Consider the following 22,711-nt stretch of genomic DNA (forward strand, 5'->3'; position numbering starts at 1 on the left):
CTACGGAGACCGGCTGGGAGCGGTCCGCGAGATGCTGACCGGCGGCCCGCTGGACGTCCTCACCGGCGACTACCTCGCCGAGCTGACCATGCTGATCCTCGGCCGCGACCGGCTGAAGGAACCGGACCTCGGCTACGCCAAGACCTTCCTGCGGCAGCTGGAGGAGGGGCTCGGGCTCGCGCACGAGCGGGGCGTACGGATCGTCGCCAACGCCGGCGGGCTGAACCCGGCCGGGCTGGCGGACGCGGTGCGCGCGCTGGCGGCCAAGGTGGGGGTGCCCGTCCGCGTCGCGCACGTCGAGGGCGACGACCTGATGCCGTACGGGGACGCGGTGACGGGCGCGGGTGCGGGTGCGTGGGAGGGGGCGCTGACCGCCAACGCCTACCTCGGCGGTGCCGGGATCACGGCCTGTCTGCGGGCGGGCGCGGACGTGGTCGTCACCGGCCGGGTCACCGACGCGGCGCTGGTGAGCGGGCCGGCCGCCTGGTGGTTCGACTGGGGGCCCGAGGAGTACGACCGGCTGGCGGGGGCGGTGGTCGCGGGACACGTCCTGGAGTGCGGAACGCAGGCCACCGGCGGCAACTACGCCTTCTTCACCGCCCACGACGTGCGCCGGCCCGGCTTCCCGCTGGCGGAGGTCTCCGAGGACGGCTCGGCGGTCGTCACCAAACACCCCGGCACCGGTGGGCTCGTCTCCCCGGGCACGGTCACGGCGCAACTCCTGTACGAGACCCAGGGCGCGCGCTACCTGGGCCCCGACGTGACGGCCCGCCTGGACACGGTCCGCCTGACCCCGGACGGTGAGGACCGGGTCCGGATCAGCGGCACCGTGGGGGAGCCGCCGCCGGACACCCTGAAGGTCGGGGTCACCCGGGTCGGGGGCTGGCGCAACGAGGTCGTCTTCGTCCTGACGGGCCTGGACGTCGAGGCGAAGGCGGCGCTGGTCCGCGAGCAGCTGGCGGAGGCGCTGGCGGGGGTGGCGGGGGTGAGCTGGACCCTGGCCCGCACCGACCACGCGGACGCCGACACGCAGGAGGCGGCGAGCGCCCTGCTGCGCCTGGTGGTCCGCGACCCGTCGCCGGACCGGGTGGGCCGGGGCCTGACGGGCGCGGCGGTCGAACTGGCCCTGGCGAGCTACCCGGGCTTCCACGTCACGGCCCCGCCGGGACCGGCCCAGCCGTACGGGGTGTTCACGTCGGCCCTGGTCCCGGCGGACTCCGTCGCGCACGTGGCGGTCCTCCCGGACGGCACCCGCCTCCCGGTCGGGGCCGGGGCCGTCGCGGGGGACCCGGCCGCCCCGGTCCCGCACTCCGGCGCGGTCCCGGACGGCTCCGGGGTGCCGGTCGGGGCCGTGTGCGGGGACTCCGCCGCCGCGGACCCTCCCGCCCCGCCCCCTCCCGCCGTGGAACCTGACGCCGGGGCGGCGCCGAGCGGGGCGACGGCCCACGGGACCACGGTCCGCGCCCCCCTCGGGGTGCTGGCCGGGGCCCGGTCCGGGGACAAGGGGGGTGACGCCAACATCGGGGTCTGGGTCGAGACGGACGCGGCCTGGGAGTGGCTCCGCGACACGCTCACCGTCGGGGCCCTGCGCACCCTGCTCCCCGAGACCGCCCCCCTCGCGGTGACCCGCCACGAGCTGCCCGGCCTGCGGGCGCTGAACTTCACCGTCGCCGGGATCCTCGGCGACGGGGTCGCCTCCGGACACCGGTTCGACCCCCAGGCCAAGGCCCTCGGCGAATGGCTCCGCGCCCGCCACGTGGACATCCCGACGCACCTCCTGCCCCCGCCCCCCGAGGTGCCCGCGGCCCCCGAGGTGCCCGCGTCCTCCGAGGTGCCCGCGTCCTCCGAGGTGCCCGCGTCCTCCGAGGTGCCCGCGTCCTCCGAGGTGCCCGCGTCCTCCGAGGTGCCCCCGGCCCCCGAGGTGCCCGCGGCCCCCGAGGTGCCCGCGTCCCCCGAGGTGCCCGCGTCCCCCGAGGGCACTCCCGCCCCCGGTGCCGCCCCCGCCCCCGCCGGGGCGGTCGACCGTACGTCACACGCCCCGGAGGGGATCCGCCCATGAGCCGTCTCGGTACCGCAGTCGACCCCCTCGCCCCCGAGCACGCGCAGGCCCGTACCGCCGCCCTCGAACGGCTGGACGCCCTGCACGCCGAGCACGCCAAGGCCCTCGCCGGCGGCGGCGAGAAGTACACCGCCCGCCACCGGGGCCGCGGCAAGCTGCTCCCGCGCGAGCGGATCGAGCTGCTGCTCGACCCCGACACCCCGTTCCTCGAACTGTCCCCGCTCGCCGCCTGGGGCAGCGACCACCCCGTCGGCGCCTCGATGGTCACCGGCATCGGCACCGTCGAGGGCGTCGAGTGCCTGATCACCGCCAACGACCCCACCGTCCGCGGCGGTGCCAGCAACCCCTGGACCCTGAAGAAGGCCCTGCGGGCCAACGAGATCGCCCTCCGCAACCGGCTCCCCTGCATCAGCCTCGTCGAGTCCGGCGGCGCCGACCTGCCCTCCCAGAAGGAGATCTTCATCCCCGGCGGGGCGGTCTTCCGCGACCTCACCCGGCTCTCCGCCGCCGGCATCCCCACCGTCGCCGTCGTCTTCGGCAACTCCACCGCGGGCGGGGCGTACATCCCCGGGATGTCCGACCACACCGTCATGATCAAGGACCGGTCCAAGGTGTTCCTGGGCGGTCCGCCCCTCGTCAAGATGGCCACCGGCGAGGAGAGCGACGACGAGTCCCTCGGCGGCGCCGACATGCACGCCCGCGTCTCCGGCCTCGCCGACCACTACGCCGTCGACGAGTACGACGCCATCCGCCAGGCCCGCCGCATCGTGGCCCGGCTCAACCACCGCAAGCCGTACCCCGAACCACCCCGCGCCGAGGAGCCGCTGTACGACCCGGAGGAGCTCCTCGGGATCGTGCCGGCGGACCTGAAGACCCCCTTCGACCCCCGCGAGGTCATCGCCCGCATCGTCGACGCCTCCGACTTCGACGAGTTCAAGCCCCTCTACGGCACCAGCCTCGTCACCGGCTGGGCCTCCCTCCACGGCTACCCGGTCGGCATCCTCGCCAACGCCCAGGGCGTGCTGTTCAGCGCCGAGTCGCAGAAGGCCGCCCAGTTCATCCAGCTCGCCAACCAGCGGGACATCCCGCTCCTCTTCCTCCACAACACCACCGGCTACATGGTCGGCAAGGAGTACGAGCAGGGCGGCATCGTCAAACACGGCTCGATGATGATCAACGCGGTGTCCAACTCGCGGGTCCCGCACCTGTCCGTCCTCATCGGTGCCAGCTACGGCGCCGGCCACTACGGCATGTGCGGCCGCGCCTACGAGCCCCGGTTCCTCTTCGCCTGGCCCAGCGCCAAGTCCGCCGTCATGGGGCCGCAGCAGCTGGCCGGCGTGCTCTCGATCGTGGCGCGGCAGTCCGCCGCCGCCAAGGGGCAGCCGTACGACGAGGAGGCCGACGCCGGGATGCGCGCCTTCGTCGAGGCGCAGATCGAGTCCGAGTCCCTCCCCCTGTTCCTGTCCGGGCGGCTGTACGACGACGGCGTCATCGACCCGCGCGACACCCGTACCGTCCTCGGCCTGTGCCTGTCGGCCGTCCACAACGCCCCCGTCGAGGGCGCCCGTGGCGGCTTCGGCGTCTTCCGGATGTGAGCCCGCCATGACGAACCCGATCACCTCCCTGCTCGTCGCCAACCGGGGCGAGATCGCCGTGCGGATCTTCCGCACGGCCCGCGCCCTGGGCCTGGCCACGGTCGCCGTCCACTCCGACCCCGACGCCGACGCCCTGCACGTCCGCTCCGCCGACACGGCCGTCCGGCTCCCGGGGGCCGCCCCCGCGGACACCTACCTGCGCGCCGACCTGCTGATCGGGGCGGCCCGCGCGGCGGGGGCGGACGCCGTGCACCCCGGGTACGGCTTCCTTTCCGAGAACGCGGACTTCGCCCGCCGGGTCGAGGCCGCCGGCCTGGCCTGGATCGGCCCGCCGCCCGCGGCGATCGAGGCCATGGCCTCCAAGACCCGGGCCAAGGACCTCATGCGGGCCGCCGGGGTGCCGCTGCTGGAGCCCGTCGACCCCGCGACCGCCACCGCCGCGGACCTGCCCCTGCTGCTGAAGGCGGCGGCGGGGGGCGGCGGCCGCGGGATGCGCGTCGTACGCGACCTCGACTCGCTCAAGGAGTCCCTGGACGCGGCCGCGGCCGAGGCCCTGTCCGCGTTCGGCGACGGCGAGGTCTTCGCCGAGCCGTACGTGGAGCGCGGCCGCCACGTCGAGGTGCAGGTCCTCGCCGACGCCCACGGCACCGTCTGGGCGCTGGGCACCCGCGACTGCTCCCTCCAGCGCCGCCACCAGAAGGTCATCGAGGAGGCCCCGGCCCCCGCCCTGCCCGAGGAGCTCCGCACCCGCCTGCACGCCGCCGCCGTGGCCGCGGCCCGGGCCGTCTCGTACCGGGGCGCCGGCACGGTCGAGTTCCTCGTCGGCGGCGACGGCCGCCCGTACTTCCTGGAGATGAACACCCGCCTCCAGGTGGAACACCCCGTCACCGAGGCCGTCTTCGGCCTCGACCTCGTGGCGCTCCAGCTCCGCATCGCCGAGGGGGAGGCTCTTGCGCCCGCCCCGCCCGAGCCGGCGGGCCATGCCGTCGAGGCGCGCCTCTACGCGGAGGACCCCGCCCGGGACTGGCGCCCGCAGACCGGTGTGCTGCACACCCTCGACGTCCCGGAACACGTCCGCGTCGACACCGGGTTCGCCGACGGGGACAGCGTCTGCGTCCACTACGACGCCATGCTCGCCAAGGTGATCGCCCACGCGCCCACCCGCGCCGAAGCCGTCCGCGTCCTCGCCGACGCCCTCGCCCGGGCCCGGATCCACGGCCCGGTCACCAACCGCGAGCTCCTCGTACGCTCGCTGCGCCACCCGGACTTCACCGCCGCCCGGCTCGACACCGGCTTCTACGACCGCCACCTCGACGCCCTCACCGACGGCGCCCCGGACCCCGCCCTCGCCTGCCTCGCCGCCGCCCTCGCCGAGGCCGCCCCGGCCCCCGGCGCCCCGCTCGCGTCCCGCCTCGGCGGCTGGCGCAACCTCCGCTCCCAGCCGCAGACGCGCCGCTACACCGTCGCCGGCACCGAGCACGAGGTCCAATACCACCCCGTGGACCACCCGGGCGTCCGCGTCCTGGCCGCCGCACCCACCCGCGTCACCCTCGAAGTCGACGGTGTACGACGCACGTTCCACGTGAAACAAAAATCGAACACCGTCTACGTGGACTCCGCTGCCGGCTCCCACGCCCTGACCCCCGTCCCCCGGTTCCCCGATCCCCGGGACCGCACCGAACCGGGCTCCCTGCTCGCCCCCATGCCCGGCACCGTCGTCCGCGTCGCCGAGGGCCTCGCCCCCGGCCGCGCCGTCACCGCCGGGCAGCCCCTGCTCTGGCTGGAGGCCATGAAGATGGAGCACCGCATCCTCGCCCCCGCCTCCGGCACGCTCACCGCGCTCCACGCCGCCACCGGCCAACAGGTCGAGTTCGGCGCCCTGCTCGCCGTAGTCCAGGAGGAATCGCCGTCATGAGCCCCGCCACCGAAACCGAAGAGCATCAGGCCCTGCGCGCCGCCGTCGCCGCCCTCGGGCAGCGCTACGGCCGCGACTACCTCGCCCGGCTCGCCCGCGAGGGCGGCCACCCCGACGAACTGTGGGCCGACGCCGCCAAGCTCGGCTACCTCGGGGTCAACCTCCCCGAGGAGTACGGCGGCGGGGGCGGCGGGATCGCCGAACTCTCCATCGTCCTGGAGGAGCTGGGCGCGGCGGGCTGCCCGCTCCTGATGATGGTGGTCTCCCCGGCCATCTGCGGCACGGTCATCGCCCGCTTCGGCACCGAGGCCCAGAAGCGGGCCTGGCTCCCCGGCCTCGCGGACGGCAGCCGGACGATGGCCTTCGGGATCACCGAACCCGACGCCGGCTCCAACTCCCACCGCATCACCACCACCGCCCGGCGCGACGGCGACGAGTGGGTCCTCACGGGCCGCAAGGTCTTCATCTCCGGTGTGGACATCGCCGACGCCACGCTGATCGTCGGCCGCACGGAGGACTCCCGCACGGGCCGGCTGAAGCCGTGCCTGTTCATTGTCCCCCGTGACGCACCCGGTTTCTCCCGCTCGGTGATCGACATGGAACTCCATGCGGCGGAGAAGCAGTTCGAGCTGGTCCTGGACGAGGTCCGGCTCCCCGCCGGGGCGCTGGTCGGGGACGAGGACGCGGGTCTGCTCCAGCTGTTCGCGGGCCTGAACCCCGAGCGGATCATGACGGCTGCCTTCGCCATCGGGATGGGGCGGTACGCGCTCGCCAAGGCGGTCGACTACGCCCGCACGCGGCAGGTCTGGAAGGAGCCGATCGGCGCCCACCAGGCCGTCGCCCACCCCCTCGCGGCGGCCCACATCGACCTGGAGCTGGCCCGGCTGATGATGCAGAAGGCCGCGCGGCTGTACGACGCGGGGGACGACATGGGGGCCGGCGAGGCGGCGAACATGGCGAAGTACGCGGCGGGGGAGGCCTGCGTGAAGGCGGTGGACCAGGCCGTCCACACCCTGGGCGGGAACGGGCTCACCCGTGAGTACGGGCTGGCCTCCCTGATCACGGCGGCCCGGGTCGCCCGGATCGCCCCGGTCAGCCGGGAGATGATCCTGAACTTCGTCTCCCACCAGACCCTGCGCCTCCCGAAGTCCTACTGACCGCCCCCGCCCCCGTCCCCGCCCCCGACCGCGCACCCCGCCCGGCCGGTGCGGCGGTGGACCCGACCGGGTGAACGTCGGACCGCCGACGGGCCCGCCCCGCAGGGGCGGGCCACGGGCGGGGCCGAGCCCCTCGGGCCGTGCCGCGTACCCTCCCCGTTGGGGGCCGGCCGGGAGGATGGCGCCCCGTCAGCAGACCCCCTCCGGAGGAGACATGGCCCCACTCGTGCACGCCGCCCAGGCGGCCGGCATCACCACGCTCACCCTCGACTCCCCGGCCAACCGCAACGCGCTCTCCGCGCAGCTCGTCGGCGAGCTGCGGGCCGCGCTCGCCGAGGCCGCAGCGGACACGGGCACCCGCGCGGTGCTCCTCACCCACACCGGCAACACCTTCTGCGCCGGCGCCGACCTGAAGTCCCCCTGCGACCCGGCCGACTTCCTCGCCCTGCTGCGCGAGCTCACCACGCTCCCCAAGCCGGTCGTCGCCCGCGTCACCGGGCACGTCCGCGCCGGCGGCCTCGGCCTGCTCGGCGCCTGCGACATCGCCGCCGCCGGGCCGGAGTCCACGTACGCCTTCACCGAGACCCACCTGGGCCTGGCCCCCGCCGTGATCTCGATGACCCTGCTGCCCCGCCTCGACCCCCGCGCGGCCTCCCGCTACTTCCTGACCGCCGAACCCTTCGACGCGGCCGAAGCCGCCCGCATAGGGCTGCTGACCCTCCACGCCGACGGGGACCCGGACACGGCCCTGGCGCCCGTACTCGACGGACTGCGCAAGGCCTCCCCGCAGGCCCTGGCGGAGACCAAGGCGATGGTGGCCGCCGGCGTACGGGAGGCCCTGGAGCGGGACGGCGACCGCCTGACGGAGCTCTCCGCGCGGCTCTTCGCCTCCGCCGAGGCCCGCGAGGGCATCACCGCCCGCTTCGAGCGCCGGGACCCGTCATGGGTCCGCTGACCGGCACCGACGCCACCGGCACGCGCCCCGGCACCCGCCCGGGCGCCGGCGCCGTCCCCAAGCAGGCCCGCAGCAGGGTCACCCGCCGCCACCTGCTGGAGGCGGCCGTCTCCTGCCTCGCCGAGCACGGCTGGGCCGGCTCCACGGTCGCCGTCGTCGCCGAACGCGCCGGGGTCTCGCGCGGCGCGGCCCAGCACCACTTCCCGACCCGGGAGTCGCTCTTCACGGCCGCCGTCGAGTACGTCGCCGAGGAGCGCTCCACCGCCCTGCGGGAGCTCTTCCAGTCCGCGCCGGCCCCCCGGCCGGCGGTCGTCGAGGCCCTGGTCGACCTCTACACCGGAGCCCTGTTCCGGGCCGCGCTCCAGCTGTGGGTCGCCGCCTCCAACGAGGAGCAGCTGCGCCCCCAGGTGACGGAGCTGGAGGCCCGGGTCGGCCGCGAGACGCACCGCATCGCCGTCGAGCTGCTCGGTGCGGACGAGTCGGTGGCGGGCGTGCGGGAGACCGTGCAGGGCCTCCTCGACATGGCCCGGGGCCTGGGCCTGGCGAACGTCCTGACCGACGACACGGCCCGCCGGGACCGGGTCGTCGCCCAGTGGTCCCGGATCCTCGACGCCGCGCTGGGCTGACATGCGCGAGGGCGCCGCGCCCCCGCGAGGGGGTGCGGCGCCCGGAAGGCGGAGCGGTCAGGCCGTGGAGGCGATGTCCGCGTAGCCCTCGATGTCGCGCGGGTCGCGCCGGCCCGGGCCGATGTAGCGGGCCGAGGGGCGGACCAGGCGGCCGGTGCGCTTCTGCTCCAGGATGTGGGCGGACCAGCCGGCGGTGCGGGCGCAGCTGAACATGGAGGTGAACATGTGCGCCGGGACCTCCGCGAAGTCCAGCATGATCGCGGCCCAGAACTCCACGTTCGTCGCGAGCACCCGGTCGGGGCGGCGCGCGTGCAGCTCCTCCAGCGCGGCCTTCTCCAGCGCGGCGGCCACCTCGTAGCGGGGGGCGTCCAGCTCCTTGGCGGTGCGCCGCAGGACGCGGGCGCGCGGGTCCTCGGCGCGGTAGACGCGGTGCCCGAAGCCCATGAGCCGCTCGCCCTTGTCCAGGGCCTTCTTCACGTACGCCACGGCGTCGCCGGTGCGCTCGATCTCCTCGATCATGCCGAGGACGCGCGAGGGCGCGCCGCCGTGCAGCGGACCGGACATGGCGCCGACGGCGCCCGACAGGGCCGCGGCCACGTCGGCACCGGTGGAGGCGATGACGCGGGCCGTGAAGGTGGAGGCGTTCATGCCGTGCTCGGCGGCCGAGGTCCAGTAGGCGTCGACGGCCTTGACGTGCTTGGGGTCGGGCTCGCCGCGCCAGCGGATCATGAACCGCTCGACCACGGACTCGGCCTTGTCGATCTCCCGCTGCGGCACCATGGGCAGGCCCTGGCCGCGGGCGGACTGGGCGACGTAGGAGAGCGCCATGACGGCGGCCCGCGCGAGGTCGTCGCGGGCGGTCCGCTCGTCGATGTCGAGGAGCGGTTTCAGGCCCCACACGGGCGCGAGCATGGCGAGCGCGGACTGCACGTCGACGCGGATGTCACCGGAGTGGACCGGGATCGGGAAGGGCTCGGCGGCCGGCAGGCCCGGGTTGAAGGCACCGTCGACCAGCAGGCCCCAGACGTTCCCGAAGGAGACGTGGCCGACGAGGTCTTCGATGTCCACCCCCCGGTAGCGGAGCGCTCCGCCTTCCTTGTCGGGCTCGGCGATCTCCGTCTCGAACGCGACGACCCCTTCGAGTCCGGGTACGAAGTCGGACATGCGGCGGCTCCCTCAGATAGTGCGAACACGCGCGGCTCCCGGCGTGATTCGCGGTCCGGCGCGGTCATCACCGTTGATGCCCGGCACGGCCGATGGTCATCCGTGCGGGGACCCTCGGACCGGCCCCAAGATTTTGTCCGTTCCACCGGACCTTCGGAAGCGTGACATACGGCACACCCGCCGTCGGGTTGCTGCGGCAGGATGGCCGTGTGACCGATCAGGACATTGACCCCGCCGCCATGCGCACGCAGTACCGCTCCGAGATCGTCGAGGAGGCGGGTCTCGACGGGGATCCGATGGCGCAGTTCGCCCGGTGGTTCCAGCAGGCCGCCGACTCGGACCTCTTCGAGCCGAACGCGATGGTCGTCTCGACCGCGACCGCCGACGGCCGGCCCAGCTCCCGCACCGTGCTGCTGAAGCAGTTCGACACGCGGGGCTTCGTCTTCTTCACCAACTACGGCTCCCGCAAGGTGCGGGAGATCGACGAGAACCCGTACGTCTCGCTGCTCTTCCCCTGGCATCCGATCGCCCGCCAGGTGATCGTGACGGGCCGGGCGGCGCGGGTCGGCCGCGACGAGACGGCCGCCTACTTCCGGTCCCGGCCGCACGGCTCCCAGCTGGGTGCGTGGGCCAGCGAGCAGTCCCGGGTGATCGCCTCGCGGGCCGAGCTGGACCGCCGCTACGCGGAGCTCGCGGAGCGCTACCCGGAGGGCGAGCGGGTGCCGGTGCCGCCGGAGTGGGGCGGGCTGCGGGTGGTGCCCGACGCGCTGGAGTTCTGGCAGGGGCACGAGAACCGGCTGCACGACCGGCTGCGGTACGTCCTCGACGGGGGGAAGTGGCGGATCGAGCGCCTCTGCCCGTGAGGGCGCCCCTGCCCGTGAGGGCGGGGAGAACGCAGACGACCCGCGGGCTCGGGTTCCTCTCCTGCAGTGAGAGGAGCCGGCCGGACGTGCCGGCGAGCCCGCGGGTCGGGTGACTGCTCGGGATTGGCACCGGGCGGAATCCGCCGGGCACCGCACTGGGTGCGTTGCTGACGACGGGCCCTTAGCCCGCAGCCACCTCACGCGTCCGGTTTCCGTACATTTCGGGAACCACCTCCCTTCTCGTGTACGGCTGAGCCTAGGCCCCCTCCCGGAGGGCCTCAACTTATTTATCGGGTTCCGCACGGATGCCCGCAACTTCCCTACTGGGTAAGGCCGTTCCTCCCTACACTGGCCCTCCGCCATCGGGGGAGGGGTGCCATGAGCGCCGAGCTGCTGCCGCGCGACTACCGGATCCGGTCCCAGCAGATGACCGCCGTCTACGTCGCCGTGGGCGTCGGTCTGCCGGGCATCGCCCTGTCCGTGCTGAACCTGGACGACGTCCCCGGCTCCGTGAAGCTGGCGGTCATGGCCGCCGTCCTCGTCCTCTTCGGCTGGCTGGTCTGGGCCTCCAGGCGTTGCGCGACCTCCGCCGACCTCAAGGGCATCCGGGTCCGCCGGTTCACCGGGAGCAGGCGGCTGGCCTGGGAGGACATCCAGGAGATCCGGGCCGTCCGCAACCCGAGCGCGGGCATGGGGCAGAACCAGCCCGGCCTCATCTCCTACGCCTACGACGGCGAGGGGCGCCGGGTCCAGCTCATGTACGTGGACGACAACCACGTGGACGTCGCGCGCGAGGTGGCCGTGATGCGGGCCGCCTGGGAGGAGCTCCGGGGTCCCGGCTGGGCGCCGAACCCGCAGGCGCACGCGCGCATGGAGCGGCAGGAGGTGCGCGAGGGGCGGATGCTGAAGGCCGCCTTCTGGGGGTGCGGGATCTTCTTCGTGCTCTTCGTCATCGCGATGATCGTGATGGTCGCGAGCACCTGAGCGCTTCCCCTCCCGCCCACCCCCGCACCGGACATTCCGGGAGGATTCCGGGAAGCGGGTGTGGTCTGGGTCACGTTCCAGTTCAATGATCTGACGTGCCGCACACGCGAACACCTGCAGGGGGTGCCAGGTGAGGGCTTCCGGACGTGGTGAGACCACCGACGATCTGCTCGCAGCGCTGCTCGACGGGATGGACGCCGCCCTGTGCGCGTTCGACTCCGACGGCGTGATCACGCACTGGAACCGCGAGGCCGAGCGGATCCTCGGCTGGAGCGCCGCCGAGGCGGTGGGCCGGCGCGGCTTCGCGGGCTGGGCGGTGCGCGCCGCCGACGCGGACGACGTGCAGGAACGGCTGATGTCGGTGCAGGAGGCGCCGGGCCGGCAGGTGCACGAGTTCCCCTTACTGACCAAGGAGGGCGGCCGGATCCTCGTACGGACCCAGTCCGCCGCGGTGCCGGGCGCCGACGGGAAGCCCGCCGGGGTCTACTGCGCCTTCAGCGAGGTCCACGCCCAGATCGACCTGGAGCGCTCCATCGCGCTCAGCGAGGCCCTGATGGACGACGCCTCCTGGGGGGTCGTCCTGGTCGACGTGGACCTGCGCCCGGCCGTGGTCAACGCCCACGCCGCGCGCGCCTTCGGGTCCGGGCGCACGACGCTGCTCGGGCGGCCGCTCGGCGAGCTGCTGTCCCAGGGCGTCGAGGAGCTGGAGGGGGCGCTCCAGCACGTACTGGCCGAGGGGGCGCCGCCGGGACCGGTGGAGCTCTGGGTGTCGCTGCGGACCCCGGAGGGCGAGCGGCGGCGCTGCTGGCGCTGCGGGTTCCTGCGGCTGGCCTCGCCGCTCGCGGAGGAGCCGGTGCCGCTGGGGGTGGGGTGGCTCTTCCAGGACGTCACCGAGGCCCGGCGGGCGGAGCTGGACACCGGGCAGGTGCGGTTCCGGTCCAACCAGCTGTACCGGGCGGGGCGGGCCGCCGCCGAGTGCGCGGACCCGGCGGAGGCGGCCGCGGTACGGCTGGACTTCGCGCTGGCCGGGTTCGCGGAGCACGCCCTGGTCGACGTGGTGGCGGGGGACGGGCGGCGGCTGGTCCGCTCGGCGGTCTCCCCGTCGGGGCTGGCCCTCGTCCTGCCGGGCCCGGGCGCCATCCCGGTGCGCTACGAGGCCGCGCACCCGGCGCTCCAGGCGCTGGACCGGATCGGCCCGGTCCGCGCCAGCGCGCCCGGGGCCCCGGGCAGCGGGGCCGCGGAGGGGTGGGCGCGGGCCCGCCAGTGGCCGGCGGGCGCCGCCCACGCCCTGTGCACGGTGCTGCGCAGCCGCGGGCGAACCCTGGGCGTCCTGACCTTCGTCCGCGGCCCCTCCCGCCCGGCCTTCGACCGGGCGGACGCGGCGTACGCGGAGGAGGTGGGCGCCCGGGTGGCCGCCGACCTGGACCTCGCCGCCCGCTGAGGGGCCCCGCGGGCGGCCTAGTGCCGGAAGAAGATCCGGTCCCCGTACTCGCGCATCACGCGGCCGTTCCACTCGTGCCCGCCGTCGACGTTCCCCGAGCGCAGCAGCGGCGGCTCCACTCCGCGGGCGGCCAGCTCCCCGGCGGCGGCCGCCATCACCGCCTGCATGATCGCGCTCGTCACCACCGTCGACGCGGGGGCGAACGGGGCGTCGATGCCGTCCGCCGTCAGCTCCGCGTCGCCGACCGCGATCTTGCTGTCCAGGACGATGTCGCAGTGGTCCTTCAGGAAGGTGCCCGACACGTGCCGCGACTTCGTCTCCGTCGCGTACGCCACCGAGGTCACGCCGATCACCCTCAGCCCGAGCGCCCGCGCGTTCATCGCCATCTCGACCGGCAGTGCATTGCGCCCGGAGAGCGAGATGACCACCAGTACGTCCCCGGCGGAGGCAGGGCTGCTGTCCAGGACCGCCCCGGCGAGCCCGTCGACCCGCTCCAGCGCGCTGCCCAGCGTGGCCGGCATGACGTCCACCCCGGCCGTGCCCGGTACCGCGAGGAAGTTCATCAGGGCCAGTCCGCCGGCCCGGTAGACCACGTCCTGGGCCGGCAGCGAGGAGTGCCCGGCGCCGAAGGCGAACAGCCGGTTGCCCGCCGCGACGGCCTCGGCGATGGCGGTCCCGGCCTCGGCGATCCGCGCGCCCTCCTCGTCGCGCACCCGCTCCAGCAGGCCGATGGCCGCGTCGAAGAACTGCCCGGCCAGCTTGCTCTCGCTCATACGCCGAAGGCCCTTCCAGGGTGGGGTGCGGTGGATGCGTCGTCGATGGTCCGCCGCTCACCGTGCGGTCTGGACCAAGGACGTGTCAATACGGGCGTCAATCCGGGGCCGGACCCCCGCCCACCGCGCGTCCCGGGCGCCGGCCCGGCGCTCAGGGCGGATGTCCCGTACATGCCTTGACGTCAGGCGCGGGACGGTTGTCGGCCCGATGCGTCAGAATTGGGGGCAGGGCCAGCGCACGCAATCCGAGGGGCACGAATGTCCGGACTGATCGATACCACGGAGATGTATCTCCGCACCATCCTCGAGCTGGAAGAGGAAGGCGTGGTCCCCATGCGCGCCCGGATCGCCGAGCGGCTGGACCAGAGCGGCCCGACGGTGAGCCAGACGGTGGCGCGCATGGAGCGCGACGGGCTGGTGGCGGTCGCCAGCGACCGGCACCTGGAGCTGACCGACGAGGGCCGCAAGCTCGCGACCCGCGTGATGCGCAAGCACCGCCTCGCGGAATGCCTGCTCGTCGACGTCATCGGCCTGGAGTGGGAGCAGGTGCACGCCGAGGCCTGCCGCTGGGAGCACGTGATGAGCGAGGCGGTGGAGCGGCGCGTGCTGGAACTGCTGCGCCACCCGACCGAGTCCCCGTACGGGAACCCCATCCCGGGCCTGGAGGAGCTGGGTGAGAAGGCCGAGGCCGACCCGTTCATCGAGGACGGCATGGTCAGCCTGTCGGACCTGGACCCGGGCAGCGAGGGCAAGACCGTGGTCGTCCGCCGGATCGGCGAGCCGATCCAGACCGACGCCCAGCTGATGTACACGCTGCGGCGCGCGGGCGTGCAGCCCGGCTCGGTCGTGAGCGTGACCGAGTCCCCGGGCGGGGTGCTGGTCGGCAGCGGCGGCGAGGCCGCCGAGCTGGACGCGGACATCGCCTCGCACGTGTTCGTCGCCAAGCGCTGACGCGGACGGAGCCCGCGCGGCGGCCGCGGCGTCCGTTGACGCCGCGGCGCGCATCCCGATCCGGCTGAAGCAGTCCCCGTGAAGACGAGCGGTCCCGGCGCCTCGCGGCGCCGGGACCCGTCCTCCCCTGGCTGACCTGGAGCCCCGAGCTCTCAAGGTCATCCCCTTCGGACCGTCTTCCCCGAGCGGCCCGCCTCCCTGTTCAAAGGATCTCCATCGGCAGGGGCCGCCAATCCTTGAGCAAGGTCACTCGAAAGAGCGGTGTTGTCGGCGAGACGCCCGTTTTCGAATGCGGGTTCGATAGTCTGGCCGGGAGCGAAGGGGGTGCATCCTCGGTGGTTCAGCGCATCGATGTCACTGCAGCCGACGGCGTCCGATTGGCCGCCTGGGAGTTCCGCGATCCGCCCGCCGAGCCCCGGCAGCCGGCGGTCCTGTTACTGCACGGCCTCATGGGCCGGGCCCTCCACTGGGCCGGCACCGCGAGCTGGCTGGGCGAGCACCGCCGCGTGGTCGCCCTGGACCAGCGCGGGCACGGCCAGAGCGAGCACCCCGCGATCAACGGGCCGGGCGGGCCGGGCGGACTCAGGGGCCTGAGCGGCCCGACCGGGTTCGGCGCCCCTCCGCCCGCCCCCGGGGCCCCCGCCCCCTCCCTCGGGCGCGAGGCCTTCGTGGCCGACGCCGAGGCGGCCATCGAACAGCTCGGCCTCGGCCCGGCCGTCGTCGTCGGCCACTCCATGGGAGCGCTGACCGGCTGGCAGCTCGCCGCCCGCCGCCCCGACCTCGTCCAGGCCCTGGTGATCTGCGACATGCGGGCCTCCGCGCTCGGCGAGGCCTCGCAGCAGGAGTGGGAGGAATGGTTCCGCCGCTGGCCGCTGCCCTTCCCCACCCAGGACGCCGCCCGCCGCTGGTTCGGCGAGGACGATCCCCGGGTGGAGCGCCCCGATCCCGGACGCGGCGCCTTCTTCGCCGAGGTGATGCACCGGGCCCCGGACGGCTGGCGCCCCCTCTTCTCCCGCCGCCAGATGCTGACGGCCCGCGAGACCTGGGTGCACGACGCGCACTGGGAGGAGCTGGCCCAGGTCCGCTGTCCCACCCTCGTCGTCCGCGGGCTGGACGGCGAACTGGGCCGCGCGGAGGCGCAGGAGATGGTCCGCGTCCTCCCGGCCGGCCAGTACGCCGAGATCCCGGACGCCGGCCACTACGTCCACTTCGACCGGCCGGCCGCCCTGCGCGCGGCGCTGGAACCCTTCCTCGACGAGGTCTCGGACCTGGCGCCCCGCTGACCCGGCGGACCCTTCGCCGGTGCGGCGCTCACCCGATGGGGTGGATCGCGGCCCTCCAGTGGGCCCAGCGCGGCCCGCCGCACGTGCCGGGCCGCGACGGCCCGAACAGTCTGTGGCCTGTCCCGTGGGAGCCGCCGGACCGCTGCGCGGCGGCGGCGAGCAGACGAAGGGTCTCCATGTCCACGTCCCCGTCCACATCCTCCACCTCCCTCTACGCGCCTTTGGCCGCGTTCCTCGCCGGGTCGGCCTCCGGCCGCAGGAGAGCCCCGCGCCGCAACGCGGCCGCGGCCGTCGCCGCCGGTCTGGCTCTCGTCCTGGCCCTGCCGGCGACCGCGCTCGGCGCACCGGGGGACCTCGATCCGACCTTCGACGGGGACGGCAGGGTCGTCACCGACTTCGGCGGCGGCGGCTACGACGAGAGCCGCGGCATGGTGATCCAGGCGGACGGCAAGATCGTCACCGTCGGTTCCACCGTCCCCGCGGCCGGCGGCCACTCCGACTTCGCCCTGGCCCGCTACAACCCCGACGGCAGCCTCGACCCCACCTTCAACGGGGACGGTGACAACGACGGCAGGATCCAGACCGACCTGCGCGGCGGCGACGACGCGGCCGAGGCGGTGGCGGTCCAGCCGGACGGGAAGCTCGTGGTGGCCGGCTACAGCTCGGAACCGGACGCCAACGGGTCGTTCACCGTCGCCCGCTTCAATCCGGACGGCAGTCTCGACACCACCTTCGACGGCGACGGCTTCACCGTCACCGACTTCGGCACCACGGGCCCCCAGGGGGCCTACGGGGTCGTGATCCAGGCCGGCGGCGCCATCGTGGCCGCGGGGGAGAGCGGCACCAGCGTCGCCGTCGCCCGCTACAACGCCGCCGACGGCAGCCTCGACCCGAGCTTCGACGGAGACGGCAGGGTGACCACCGCCTTCGCCGGGGGCTCCGCGAGCGCGTACGACGTGGCGCTCCAGTCCGACAACAAGATCGTCATCGCGGGCCGCTCCGGGTACAACTACCCCTCGAACGACTCCGACTTCGCCCTCGCCCGCTACAACCCCGACGGCAGCCTGGACACCACCTTCGACGGCGACGGCAGGGTCACCACCGGCTTCACCGGGCCCGACGTGGCCAACGGGGTCAAGGTCCAGGCCGACGGGAAGATCGTCACGGCGGGCAGCGCCGGCTTCGACGTCGCCCTGGCCCGCTACAACCCCGCCGACGGCAGCCTCGACACCACCTTCGACGGCGACGGAAAGGTGACCACCGACTTCGGCACCAACACCCTCGACGGGGCAGCCGACCTGGCCCTCCAGTCCGACGGAAGGATCGTCGCCGCCGGCATCAGCCAGGCCGACTTCGGGGTGGCCCGCTACAACACCAACGGCTCCCTCGACACCGGGTTCGGCACCGGCGGCAAGGTCCACACCGACGTCTCCTCCGGGTACTTCGACACCGCCTACGCGGTCGCCCTCCAGTCCGACGGGAAGATCGTCGTCTCCGGCAACACGGGCGACGACCGGGGCCTCGTCCGCTACCAGGTGACGACGCCCCCGCCCCCGCCCGGCGTGGATTTGGCCGTCACCAAGACCGGCCCCGCCTCCGTCAGCATCGGCGACCAGGCCGCGTACACCGTGACGGTGACCAACACGAGCACCACCACCGCGGCCACCGGCGTCACCCTGGCCGACACCCTCACCGGCCCCGGCTCCCTCCTGAGCGCCACCCCCGCCCAGGGCACCTGCACCCTCACCGCCACCACGGCCACCTGCGCCCTCGGCACCCTCGCCCCCGGTGCGCAGACCACGGTCAGGCTCGTCGCCGAACCCCGCGCCACCGGCGCCCTCTCCGACAAGGCCACCGTCTCCGCCGCCCAGAGCGACCCGGCGACCGCCAACAACACGGCGACGGCCGCCGGCACCGTCAACAACGCCCACGGCTGCACGATCATCGGCACCAGCGGCGCCGACACCCTCAACGGCGGCTTCGGCAACGACGTCATCTGCGCCCTCAGCGGCAACGACACCGTCCAGGCCGGCTACGGCAACGACACGGTCTACGCCGGCCCCGGCAACGACAACGTCGACGGCGGCTTCGGCAACGACACCCTCATCGGCGGCCCGGGCAACGACGTCCTGACCGGCAACTACGGCAGCGACCGCCTCGACACCGTCGACGGGGTCTCCGGCAACGACACCGCCAACGGCGGCTACAACACCGACACCTGCACCACCGACCCCGGCGACACCCGCATCAGCTGCCCCTGACCGGCCACTGCTCCGCCCCGGCCGCGCCTCAGGCCTCGATCCGCACCCAGGAGTCCCCGGCCCGCAGCCACAGGACTCCGTCGCGGCCCTGGCCGCACCGCATCCGGACCGGCCCCGGCAGGCGCAGCCGGATTCCGGCGGCGGCGGTCCACGTCCCGTCGACGAGTTCGGCGCGGGTCAGGGTGGCGGAGGCCTTGCCGTGGTCGCGGCGGCTGAGGACGGCCCGGCCGCCGCGCACCGCGAGGCCGTCGACGCCCCTCTCGGGGCTGCGGAAGGTGGTGACCTCCCCGGTCGCCGGGGTGACGCGGCTCAGGTAGTTCCCCTCGTGGCTGTACCAGGCCAGCCACACGGCGTCCCGTTCCGTGGCGGCGGTGAGGCCCTGGAGGGGGTCGGAGGGGAGGCGCCGCTGCGGCCCCCACGTGGCCACCCCCTTGGTGTTCCAGCCGGCCAGCCCGGCCGTGGACTGCGGGTGGTGCCCGTGGACCCCCTCGTCGCCGTAGGCGGCCCAGATGCCCCCGCGCCGGTCCGTGACCAGCGCGGGGATGTCGTCCCCGACGCAGAACGCGCGCTCGACGCCCTGGCCGTCGGCGTCGTGGACGACCGCGTTGGGCTCCCAGCGGCCTCCCGCGCCCTCCAGCGAGCGGCCGCGCACCAGCAGGAACCGGTCGCCCGGCAGCAGGGCGAAGTGGCCGGCCCCCGGGTCCGCGCCGGACAGCGGCACCCGCCGCTGCACCCGCCCGTCCCCGGACACGAACACCACCTCGCCGTCGAACCGCTCCCGCGCGCGCCACACGCCGTAGTAGCGCTCCAGGAAACGTTCCTGCACCAGCAGGACGGCGATCCCGCCCTCCGCCCGGGCGGTCCACAGCAGGGCCCGCCACCCGGCCCGTACGTCCTCGCCGGGCAGGGTCCACACGACGTCCGGCTCAACAGCAGCAGCCACGGCCGCCCACCTTCAGGACTCCGGGGGCCACCGCCGCCCGAAGCTCCCCACCCTACCCACCCGCGCTCAACCCGCGGACTCGGCCCATCGGTTGAGGGTCTGCGCACCGCCGTCCCAGGTCAGCCAGGTGCCGTCGCCGAGCGGCAGCAGGTGCCGCGGGGCCGGGGCGCCGGCGGGATAGGAGACGCGCCCCCGCTTCCGCAGGGTCCGGGCGTCGAGGAGCCAGTGGCCGGCCAGGTCGGGGAACTCCTCGTCGTCCGGGACCGAGGCGATGACCGTGCCGGCGTCGACGAAGCCGCAGCCGTAGTCCCAGCTCGCCGGAGCCTCGGCGGCGGCGTCCTCCGGTTCCGCCGAGGCGAGGACGTCGCCGTCCAGGGCGTGCAGCTCCAGGTCCGATCCGTAGTGCTCGACGGTGAGGTAGCCCGCGTGCCCCGGGTGGACGTCGATCAGGATCCGGTCCAGGTTCTCGTTGAGGTCCCACTCGGTCAGCCGCTCGCCGTCCCAGCGCGCCCAGTGCAGCAGGATGCCGTCCTGGCCCATCCCGATCGACAGGCCCATGTGGATCCCGTCCGGGTGGGAGAGGTGGTGCGAGCCCTCCGCCGCGCTGTCCAGCGGCAGCCGGGCCAGCTCCCGCCCGTCCTTCGCGTCCAGGACGACCCAGAGCTCCTGCCAGTCGTCCTCCCCGTCCCCGGTCACCACATGCGCCCAGACCAGCCGGCCGTCGTCCGAGACCCGGCAGGAACCGTGCTCCGACCCCCGGCACACCTCCTGCTCGTCCCCGCTGTGCGGATGGCCCAGCTCCGGACCCCAGCAGGCGTGCCGGTACTCCCAGAGCGGCTCCCCGCCCGCGCCCACGGCCCGGACGGCGCGCTGCCCGGAGAACACCGCGAACGACCCGTCGGGGCTCACGGAATGGACCCCCCACTCCCAGCCCGGCCACGGCAGCGGGAAGACGGCGCCCGGCGCCCGCTCCCCGGCGAACAGCTCTTCGAGGTCGAAGACCTCCAGCTCCTGCCCGTTCCTCATTAGCGCCCGCCGCGCGCCGCCGCTGCGGCTCTCGAAGGCGAATCCGTTGACCAGTGCGTTCCCACCCGGCAGGAACGCCGAGTCGCGCAGTCGTGCGTTGATCGACATGACCCGAAGCTAACGCCCCCCACTGACACCGGGGCCGCCCGGGAACGCCGCAGGGGGCGGCGGGCCGGTGGCCTGCCGCCCCCTGCGGGAGGAGGGGCGGGGGTCAGCCCTTGCTGACCGCCGCCAGGATCTCCGGGAGCTTGCGGGAGACCATCGGGGCCGCCAGGCGCAGCCCCGCCCAGGCGGCCAGGGCGCCCCAGACGACGCCGACCGGCAGGGTCAGCCAGGCCAGGGAGCCGGGGTCGTCCGACAGGCTGACGAAGACCGCCATGACGATCACCGGGGCGGAGATCACCGCCGAGGCGAACATGCCGCCGAAGATGCCCATCCAGGCCAGGCCCGCCTGCCCCGGGGCCACGTTCTTGAAGGCGCCGTCCGTCGGGATGGAGTACGGGAAGCGCGCCGAGGCCAGCGCACCCGTGCACAGCATCGCGCCCAGCAGGCCCAGACCCAGGCCCAGGGCGGCCGGGAACTGCGCCCAGTCGCCGACCAGCGCGGCCGTCACGCTCGTGACGAGCACGGTGTACGGGACGGTGACCAGGGCCAGCGCACCGGCACGGGCGCGCAGTTCCACGTACGCGTCGCGCGGGGAGGAGATGGTCTGGGCGACCATCCAGAAGGCGGAGGTGTCCTGCCCGAACTGGTTGTACGTCTGCATGCCGAGCATGCCCGCGCCGAAGCAGGCGAGGTAGACGGAGCCCGAGCCCTGGAGGGCGTTGAAGACGGGGATGATCAGGCCGATCGCCAGCGCCGACACCCAGGCCGACTTGGTCTTCGGGTCGCGCACGGCGTAGCGCAGGGCGCGCTGCACCGCCGCGCCCGTGCGGCCGTCGGGGAGGAAGGACCAGGCGCCGCCGGTGCCGCGGTCCTTCTCCGGCGCGGCGGCCGCGAGGGTCGAGCCGTCGGGGCTGACCATCAGCTTGGTCAGGCTGCGCTCCCAGAACCACAGGACGCCGGCGAGGGCGGCCAGGGTGAGGGCCAGCTGGGCCGCGGCCTCGGCGTAGGCGCCCCTGCCCGCCGAGTCCACCATGCCGACCGCCGTCGCCGGCGGCAGCCAGCGCACGACGGCCTCGACCGGCTCCAGCGCCGACAGCCCGCCCTGCTGGAACAGGCGCTGGCCGGCGAAGTTGGCCACCTGGGCGCCGATCGCGATCAGGAGTCCGCTGAGGACGGCGAGGTCGCGGCCCTTGCGGCTGGTCAGCAGCCGGACGTTCGCCGTGGCCACGGCCCGGGCGAGCGCCACGCAGCCCAGGAGCAGCAGCGGGGCGCCCAGTACGGCCGCCACGACGCCCGCCGCGCCGTGCGCCACCGCGGCCACCGAGCCGATGGCCAGGCAGAGCGTGAACAGCGGGCCCATGCCGACCAGCGAGGAGGCCAGCAGGGCCCGTACGAGCGGACGCGGGCGCAGCGGCAGCATCACCAGCCGGCTCGGGTCGAGGGTCTCGTCGCCGGTGGGGAAGAACAGCGGCATCACGGTCCAGGACAGCGCGAGGATCGCGCCCATCAGGACGACGACCGTGCCCGCGTGGGTGTGGCCGCGCAGCATCGCCAGGCCGAGGGTGGCGAAGGCGGAGACGAGCAGCGAGAGGACCAGGCTGGAGATCCAGGCGGCCTTGCGCTTCGAGGAGCCCTTCAGGCCGTTGCGCATCAGCGAGAGCTTGAGGCGGACGAAGAGCGCGGCGAGCGGTACGGCGGGCGCGGCCGTAGTGCCGGTTGCGGCCGCGGTGCCGGGTGCGGTGGCGGTGCTCATCGGGCGCCGCCGAGCCAGTCGAGGGAGTCGCCGGCGGCGTGGTCGCGGGCGCCGACGAGTTCGAGGAAGGCGTTCTGCAGGGAGGGCGCGGAGCCCCGTACGGCGGCCAGCGGGCCGGCGGCGCGGATCTGCCCGCCCGCCATGACGGCCACCCAGTCGCACAGCGACTCGACGAGCTCCATCACGTGGGAGGAGAAGACGACGGTGGCGCCGGACGCGGTGTAACGTTCCAGCACCCCGCGGATGGTCTGCGCCGACACCGGGTCGACGCCCTCGAACGGCTCGTCCAGGAAGAGGACCTCGGGGTTGTGCAGCAGCGCGGCCGCCAGGCCGATCTTCTTGCGCATGCCCGTCGAGTAGTCGACGACCAGCTTGTGCTGCGAGCCCGCGAGGTCGAGGACGTCCAGCAGCTGCGTGGCCCGCTTGTCGGTCTCCTCGCCCGGCAGCCCGCGCATGCGGCCCATGTACCCGAGGAGCTCACGGCCCGAGAGGCGCTCGAACATGCGCAGGCCCTCGGGCAGCACGCCGATGCGCTTCTTCACCTCGACCGGGTCGGCCCACACGTCGTGGCCGGCGACCGTGACCCGGCCCATGTCCGGGCGCAGCAGCCCGGTCACCATCGACAGCGTGGTGGTCTTGCCGGCGCCGTTCGGGCCGACGAGGCCGATGAAGCGGCCGGCCGGCAGCTCCAGGTCGATCCCCCCGACGGCCACCTGGTCGCCGAAGCGCTTCCACAGTCCTTCTATCCGTACGGCCGCCACTGCCGACGCGGGTCGCGCGCCACCCGTCCCGCCGTCACCGCTACCGCCTGCTGCCGCATAACCCTGGTCCGGCATGCGCCTGCCTCTCGTTCTCAT

General features: G+C 74.4%; 18 protein-coding genes. 12 read left to right on the forward strand and 6 right to left on the reverse strand.

All coding sequences use genetic code 11. The features are described from left to right. The first annotated feature begins 31 nt into the window (after window positions 1-31). The 6 genes from ACIRBY_RS22080 (at window position 32) to ACIRBY_RS22105 (ending at window position 8,307) form a co-directional block, all read left to right on the forward strand. A complete protein-coding gene (locus ACIRBY_RS22080) occupies window positions 32-2,059 on the forward strand; it encodes an acyclic terpene utilization AtuA family protein (protein WP_403902903.1) in 2,028 nt (675 codons plus the stop codon). Further along, window positions 2,056-3,654 carry an acyl-CoA carboxylase subunit beta gene (locus tag ACIRBY_RS22085; RefSeq protein WP_403902669.1) on the forward strand — a complete coding sequence of 533 codons (1,599 nt, stop codon included), beginning with the start codon at window positions 2,056-2,058 and terminating at the stop codon, window positions 3,652-3,654. Before ACIRBY_RS22080 ends, ACIRBY_RS22085 begins: the two co-directional genes overlap by 4 nt. Before the next feature lie 7 nt (window positions 3,655-3,661). Continuing rightward, window positions 3,662-5,569 (forward strand): biotin carboxylase N-terminal domain-containing protein, encoded by a 1,908-nt coding sequence (locus ACIRBY_RS22090; protein ID WP_403902672.1) that lies wholly within the window; start codon window positions 3,662-3,664, stop codon window positions 5,567-5,569. Continuing rightward, entirely contained in the window at window positions 5,566-6,726 is a 1,161-nt protein-coding gene (locus ACIRBY_RS22095; protein ID WP_403902675.1) for an acyl-CoA dehydrogenase family protein, read from the forward strand. Before ACIRBY_RS22090 ends, ACIRBY_RS22095 begins: the two co-directional genes overlap by 4 nt. Window positions 6,727-6,940: 214 nt before the next feature. Continuing rightward, complete coding sequence (locus ACIRBY_RS22100) at window positions 6,941-7,681, forward strand: enoyl-CoA hydratase family protein (protein WP_403902678.1); 741 nt, start codon at window positions 6,941-6,943, stop codon at window positions 7,679-7,681. Continuing rightward, a complete protein-coding gene (locus tag ACIRBY_RS22105) occupies window positions 7,669-8,307 on the forward strand; it encodes a TetR/AcrR family transcriptional regulator (RefSeq protein WP_403902680.1) in 639 nt (212 codons plus the stop codon). Before ACIRBY_RS22100 ends, ACIRBY_RS22105 begins: the two co-directional genes overlap by 13 nt. Before the next feature lie 57 nt (window positions 8,308-8,364). On the opposite strand, the gene ACIRBY_RS22110 is transcribed toward ACIRBY_RS22105, so the two are convergent. Further along, entirely contained in the window at window positions 8,365-9,471 is a 1,107-nt protein-coding gene (locus ACIRBY_RS22110; RefSeq protein ID WP_351891174.1) for a citrate synthase 2, read from the reverse strand. 239 nt (window positions 9,472-9,710) lie between these two features. On the opposite strand from ACIRBY_RS22110, the gene pdxH reads away from it, so the two are divergent. The 3 genes from pdxH (at window position 9,711) to ACIRBY_RS22125 (ending at window position 12,759) form a co-directional block, all read left to right on the forward strand. After that, window positions 9,711-10,334 carry a pyridoxamine 5'-phosphate oxidase gene (pdxH, locus tag ACIRBY_RS22115; protein WP_403902906.1) on the forward strand — a complete coding sequence of 208 codons (624 nt, stop codon included), beginning with the start codon at window positions 9,711-9,713 and terminating at the stop codon, window positions 10,332-10,334. A 378-nt stretch (window positions 10,335-10,712) separates the two neighbouring features. Next, on the forward strand, window positions 10,713-11,318 hold the full coding sequence (locus ACIRBY_RS22120; RefSeq protein ID WP_403902683.1) for a PH domain-containing protein: 606 nt from the start codon (window positions 10,713-10,715) through the stop codon (window positions 11,316-11,318). A 130-nt stretch (window positions 11,319-11,448) separates the two neighbouring features. After that, complete coding sequence (locus ACIRBY_RS22125) at window positions 11,449-12,759, forward strand: PAS domain-containing protein (protein WP_403902686.1); 1,311 nt, start codon at window positions 11,449-11,451, stop codon at window positions 12,757-12,759. A 17-nt stretch (window positions 12,760-12,776) separates the two neighbouring features. Here ACIRBY_RS22125 and ACIRBY_RS22130 read toward each other — a convergent pair whose 3' ends face one another. Next, window positions 12,777-13,532, reverse strand: coding sequence for an SIS domain-containing protein (locus tag ACIRBY_RS22130; protein WP_403902689.1), 756 nt, complete (start codon window positions 13,530-13,532; stop codon window positions 12,777-12,779). A 258-nt stretch (window positions 13,533-13,790) separates the two neighbouring features. On the opposite strand from ACIRBY_RS22130, the gene ACIRBY_RS22135 reads away from it, so the two are divergent. From ACIRBY_RS22135 to ACIRBY_RS22145, 3 genes are all read left to right on the forward strand, one after another. Further along, the gene (locus ACIRBY_RS22135; RefSeq protein ID WP_042820656.1) at window positions 13,791-14,483 is read left to right on the forward strand and encodes a metal-dependent transcriptional regulator; all 693 of its coding nucleotides are present in this window, start codon (window positions 13,791-13,793) and stop codon (window positions 14,481-14,483) included. A 335-nt stretch (window positions 14,484-14,818) separates the two neighbouring features. Next, window positions 14,819-15,766 (forward strand): alpha/beta fold hydrolase, encoded by a 948-nt coding sequence (locus ACIRBY_RS22140; RefSeq protein ID WP_403902692.1) that lies wholly within the window; start codon window positions 14,819-14,821, stop codon window positions 15,764-15,766. Between the two features lie 176 nt (window positions 15,767-15,942). Then, window positions 15,943-18,027 carry a calcium-binding protein gene (locus ACIRBY_RS22145; RefSeq protein WP_403902695.1) on the forward strand — a complete coding sequence of 695 codons (2,085 nt, stop codon included), beginning with the start codon at window positions 15,943-15,945 and terminating at the stop codon, window positions 18,025-18,027. A gap of 28 nt (window positions 18,028-18,055) precedes the next feature. Here ACIRBY_RS22145 and ACIRBY_RS22150 read toward each other — a convergent pair whose 3' ends face one another. The 4 genes from ACIRBY_RS22150 to ACIRBY_RS22165 all read right to left on the reverse strand — a co-directional run bounded on the left by ACIRBY_RS22150 (window position 18,056) and on the right by ACIRBY_RS22165 (window position 22,690). Next, window positions 18,056-18,970, reverse strand: a complete 915-nt coding sequence (locus ACIRBY_RS22150) for a hypothetical protein (RefSeq protein WP_403902698.1) — start codon at window positions 18,968-18,970, stop codon at window positions 18,056-18,058. Window positions 18,971-19,036: 66 nt separating this feature from the next. Further along, window positions 19,037-20,104, reverse strand: coding sequence for a hypothetical protein (locus tag ACIRBY_RS22155; RefSeq protein WP_403902701.1), 1,068 nt, complete (start codon window positions 20,102-20,104; stop codon window positions 19,037-19,039). Window positions 20,105-20,207: 103 nt separating this feature from the next. Next, window positions 20,208-21,854: a transporter gene (locus ACIRBY_RS22160; protein ID WP_403902704.1), complete on the reverse strand. Its 1,647-nt coding sequence runs from the start codon at window positions 21,852-21,854 to the stop codon at window positions 20,208-20,210. Next, window positions 21,851-22,690 carry an ABC transporter ATP-binding protein gene (locus ACIRBY_RS22165; protein WP_403902706.1) on the reverse strand — a complete coding sequence of 280 codons (840 nt, stop codon included), beginning with the start codon at window positions 22,688-22,690 and terminating at the stop codon, window positions 21,851-21,853. The genes ACIRBY_RS22160 and ACIRBY_RS22165 overlap by 4 nt, the downstream gene beginning before the upstream one ends. Window positions 22,691-22,711: the final 21 nt, after the last annotated feature.

This window comes from Streptomyces sp. NPDC096136, from assembly GCF_044763325.1.
Taxonomy (GTDB): Bacteria; Actinomycetota; Actinomycetes; order Streptomycetales; family Streptomycetaceae; genus Streptomyces.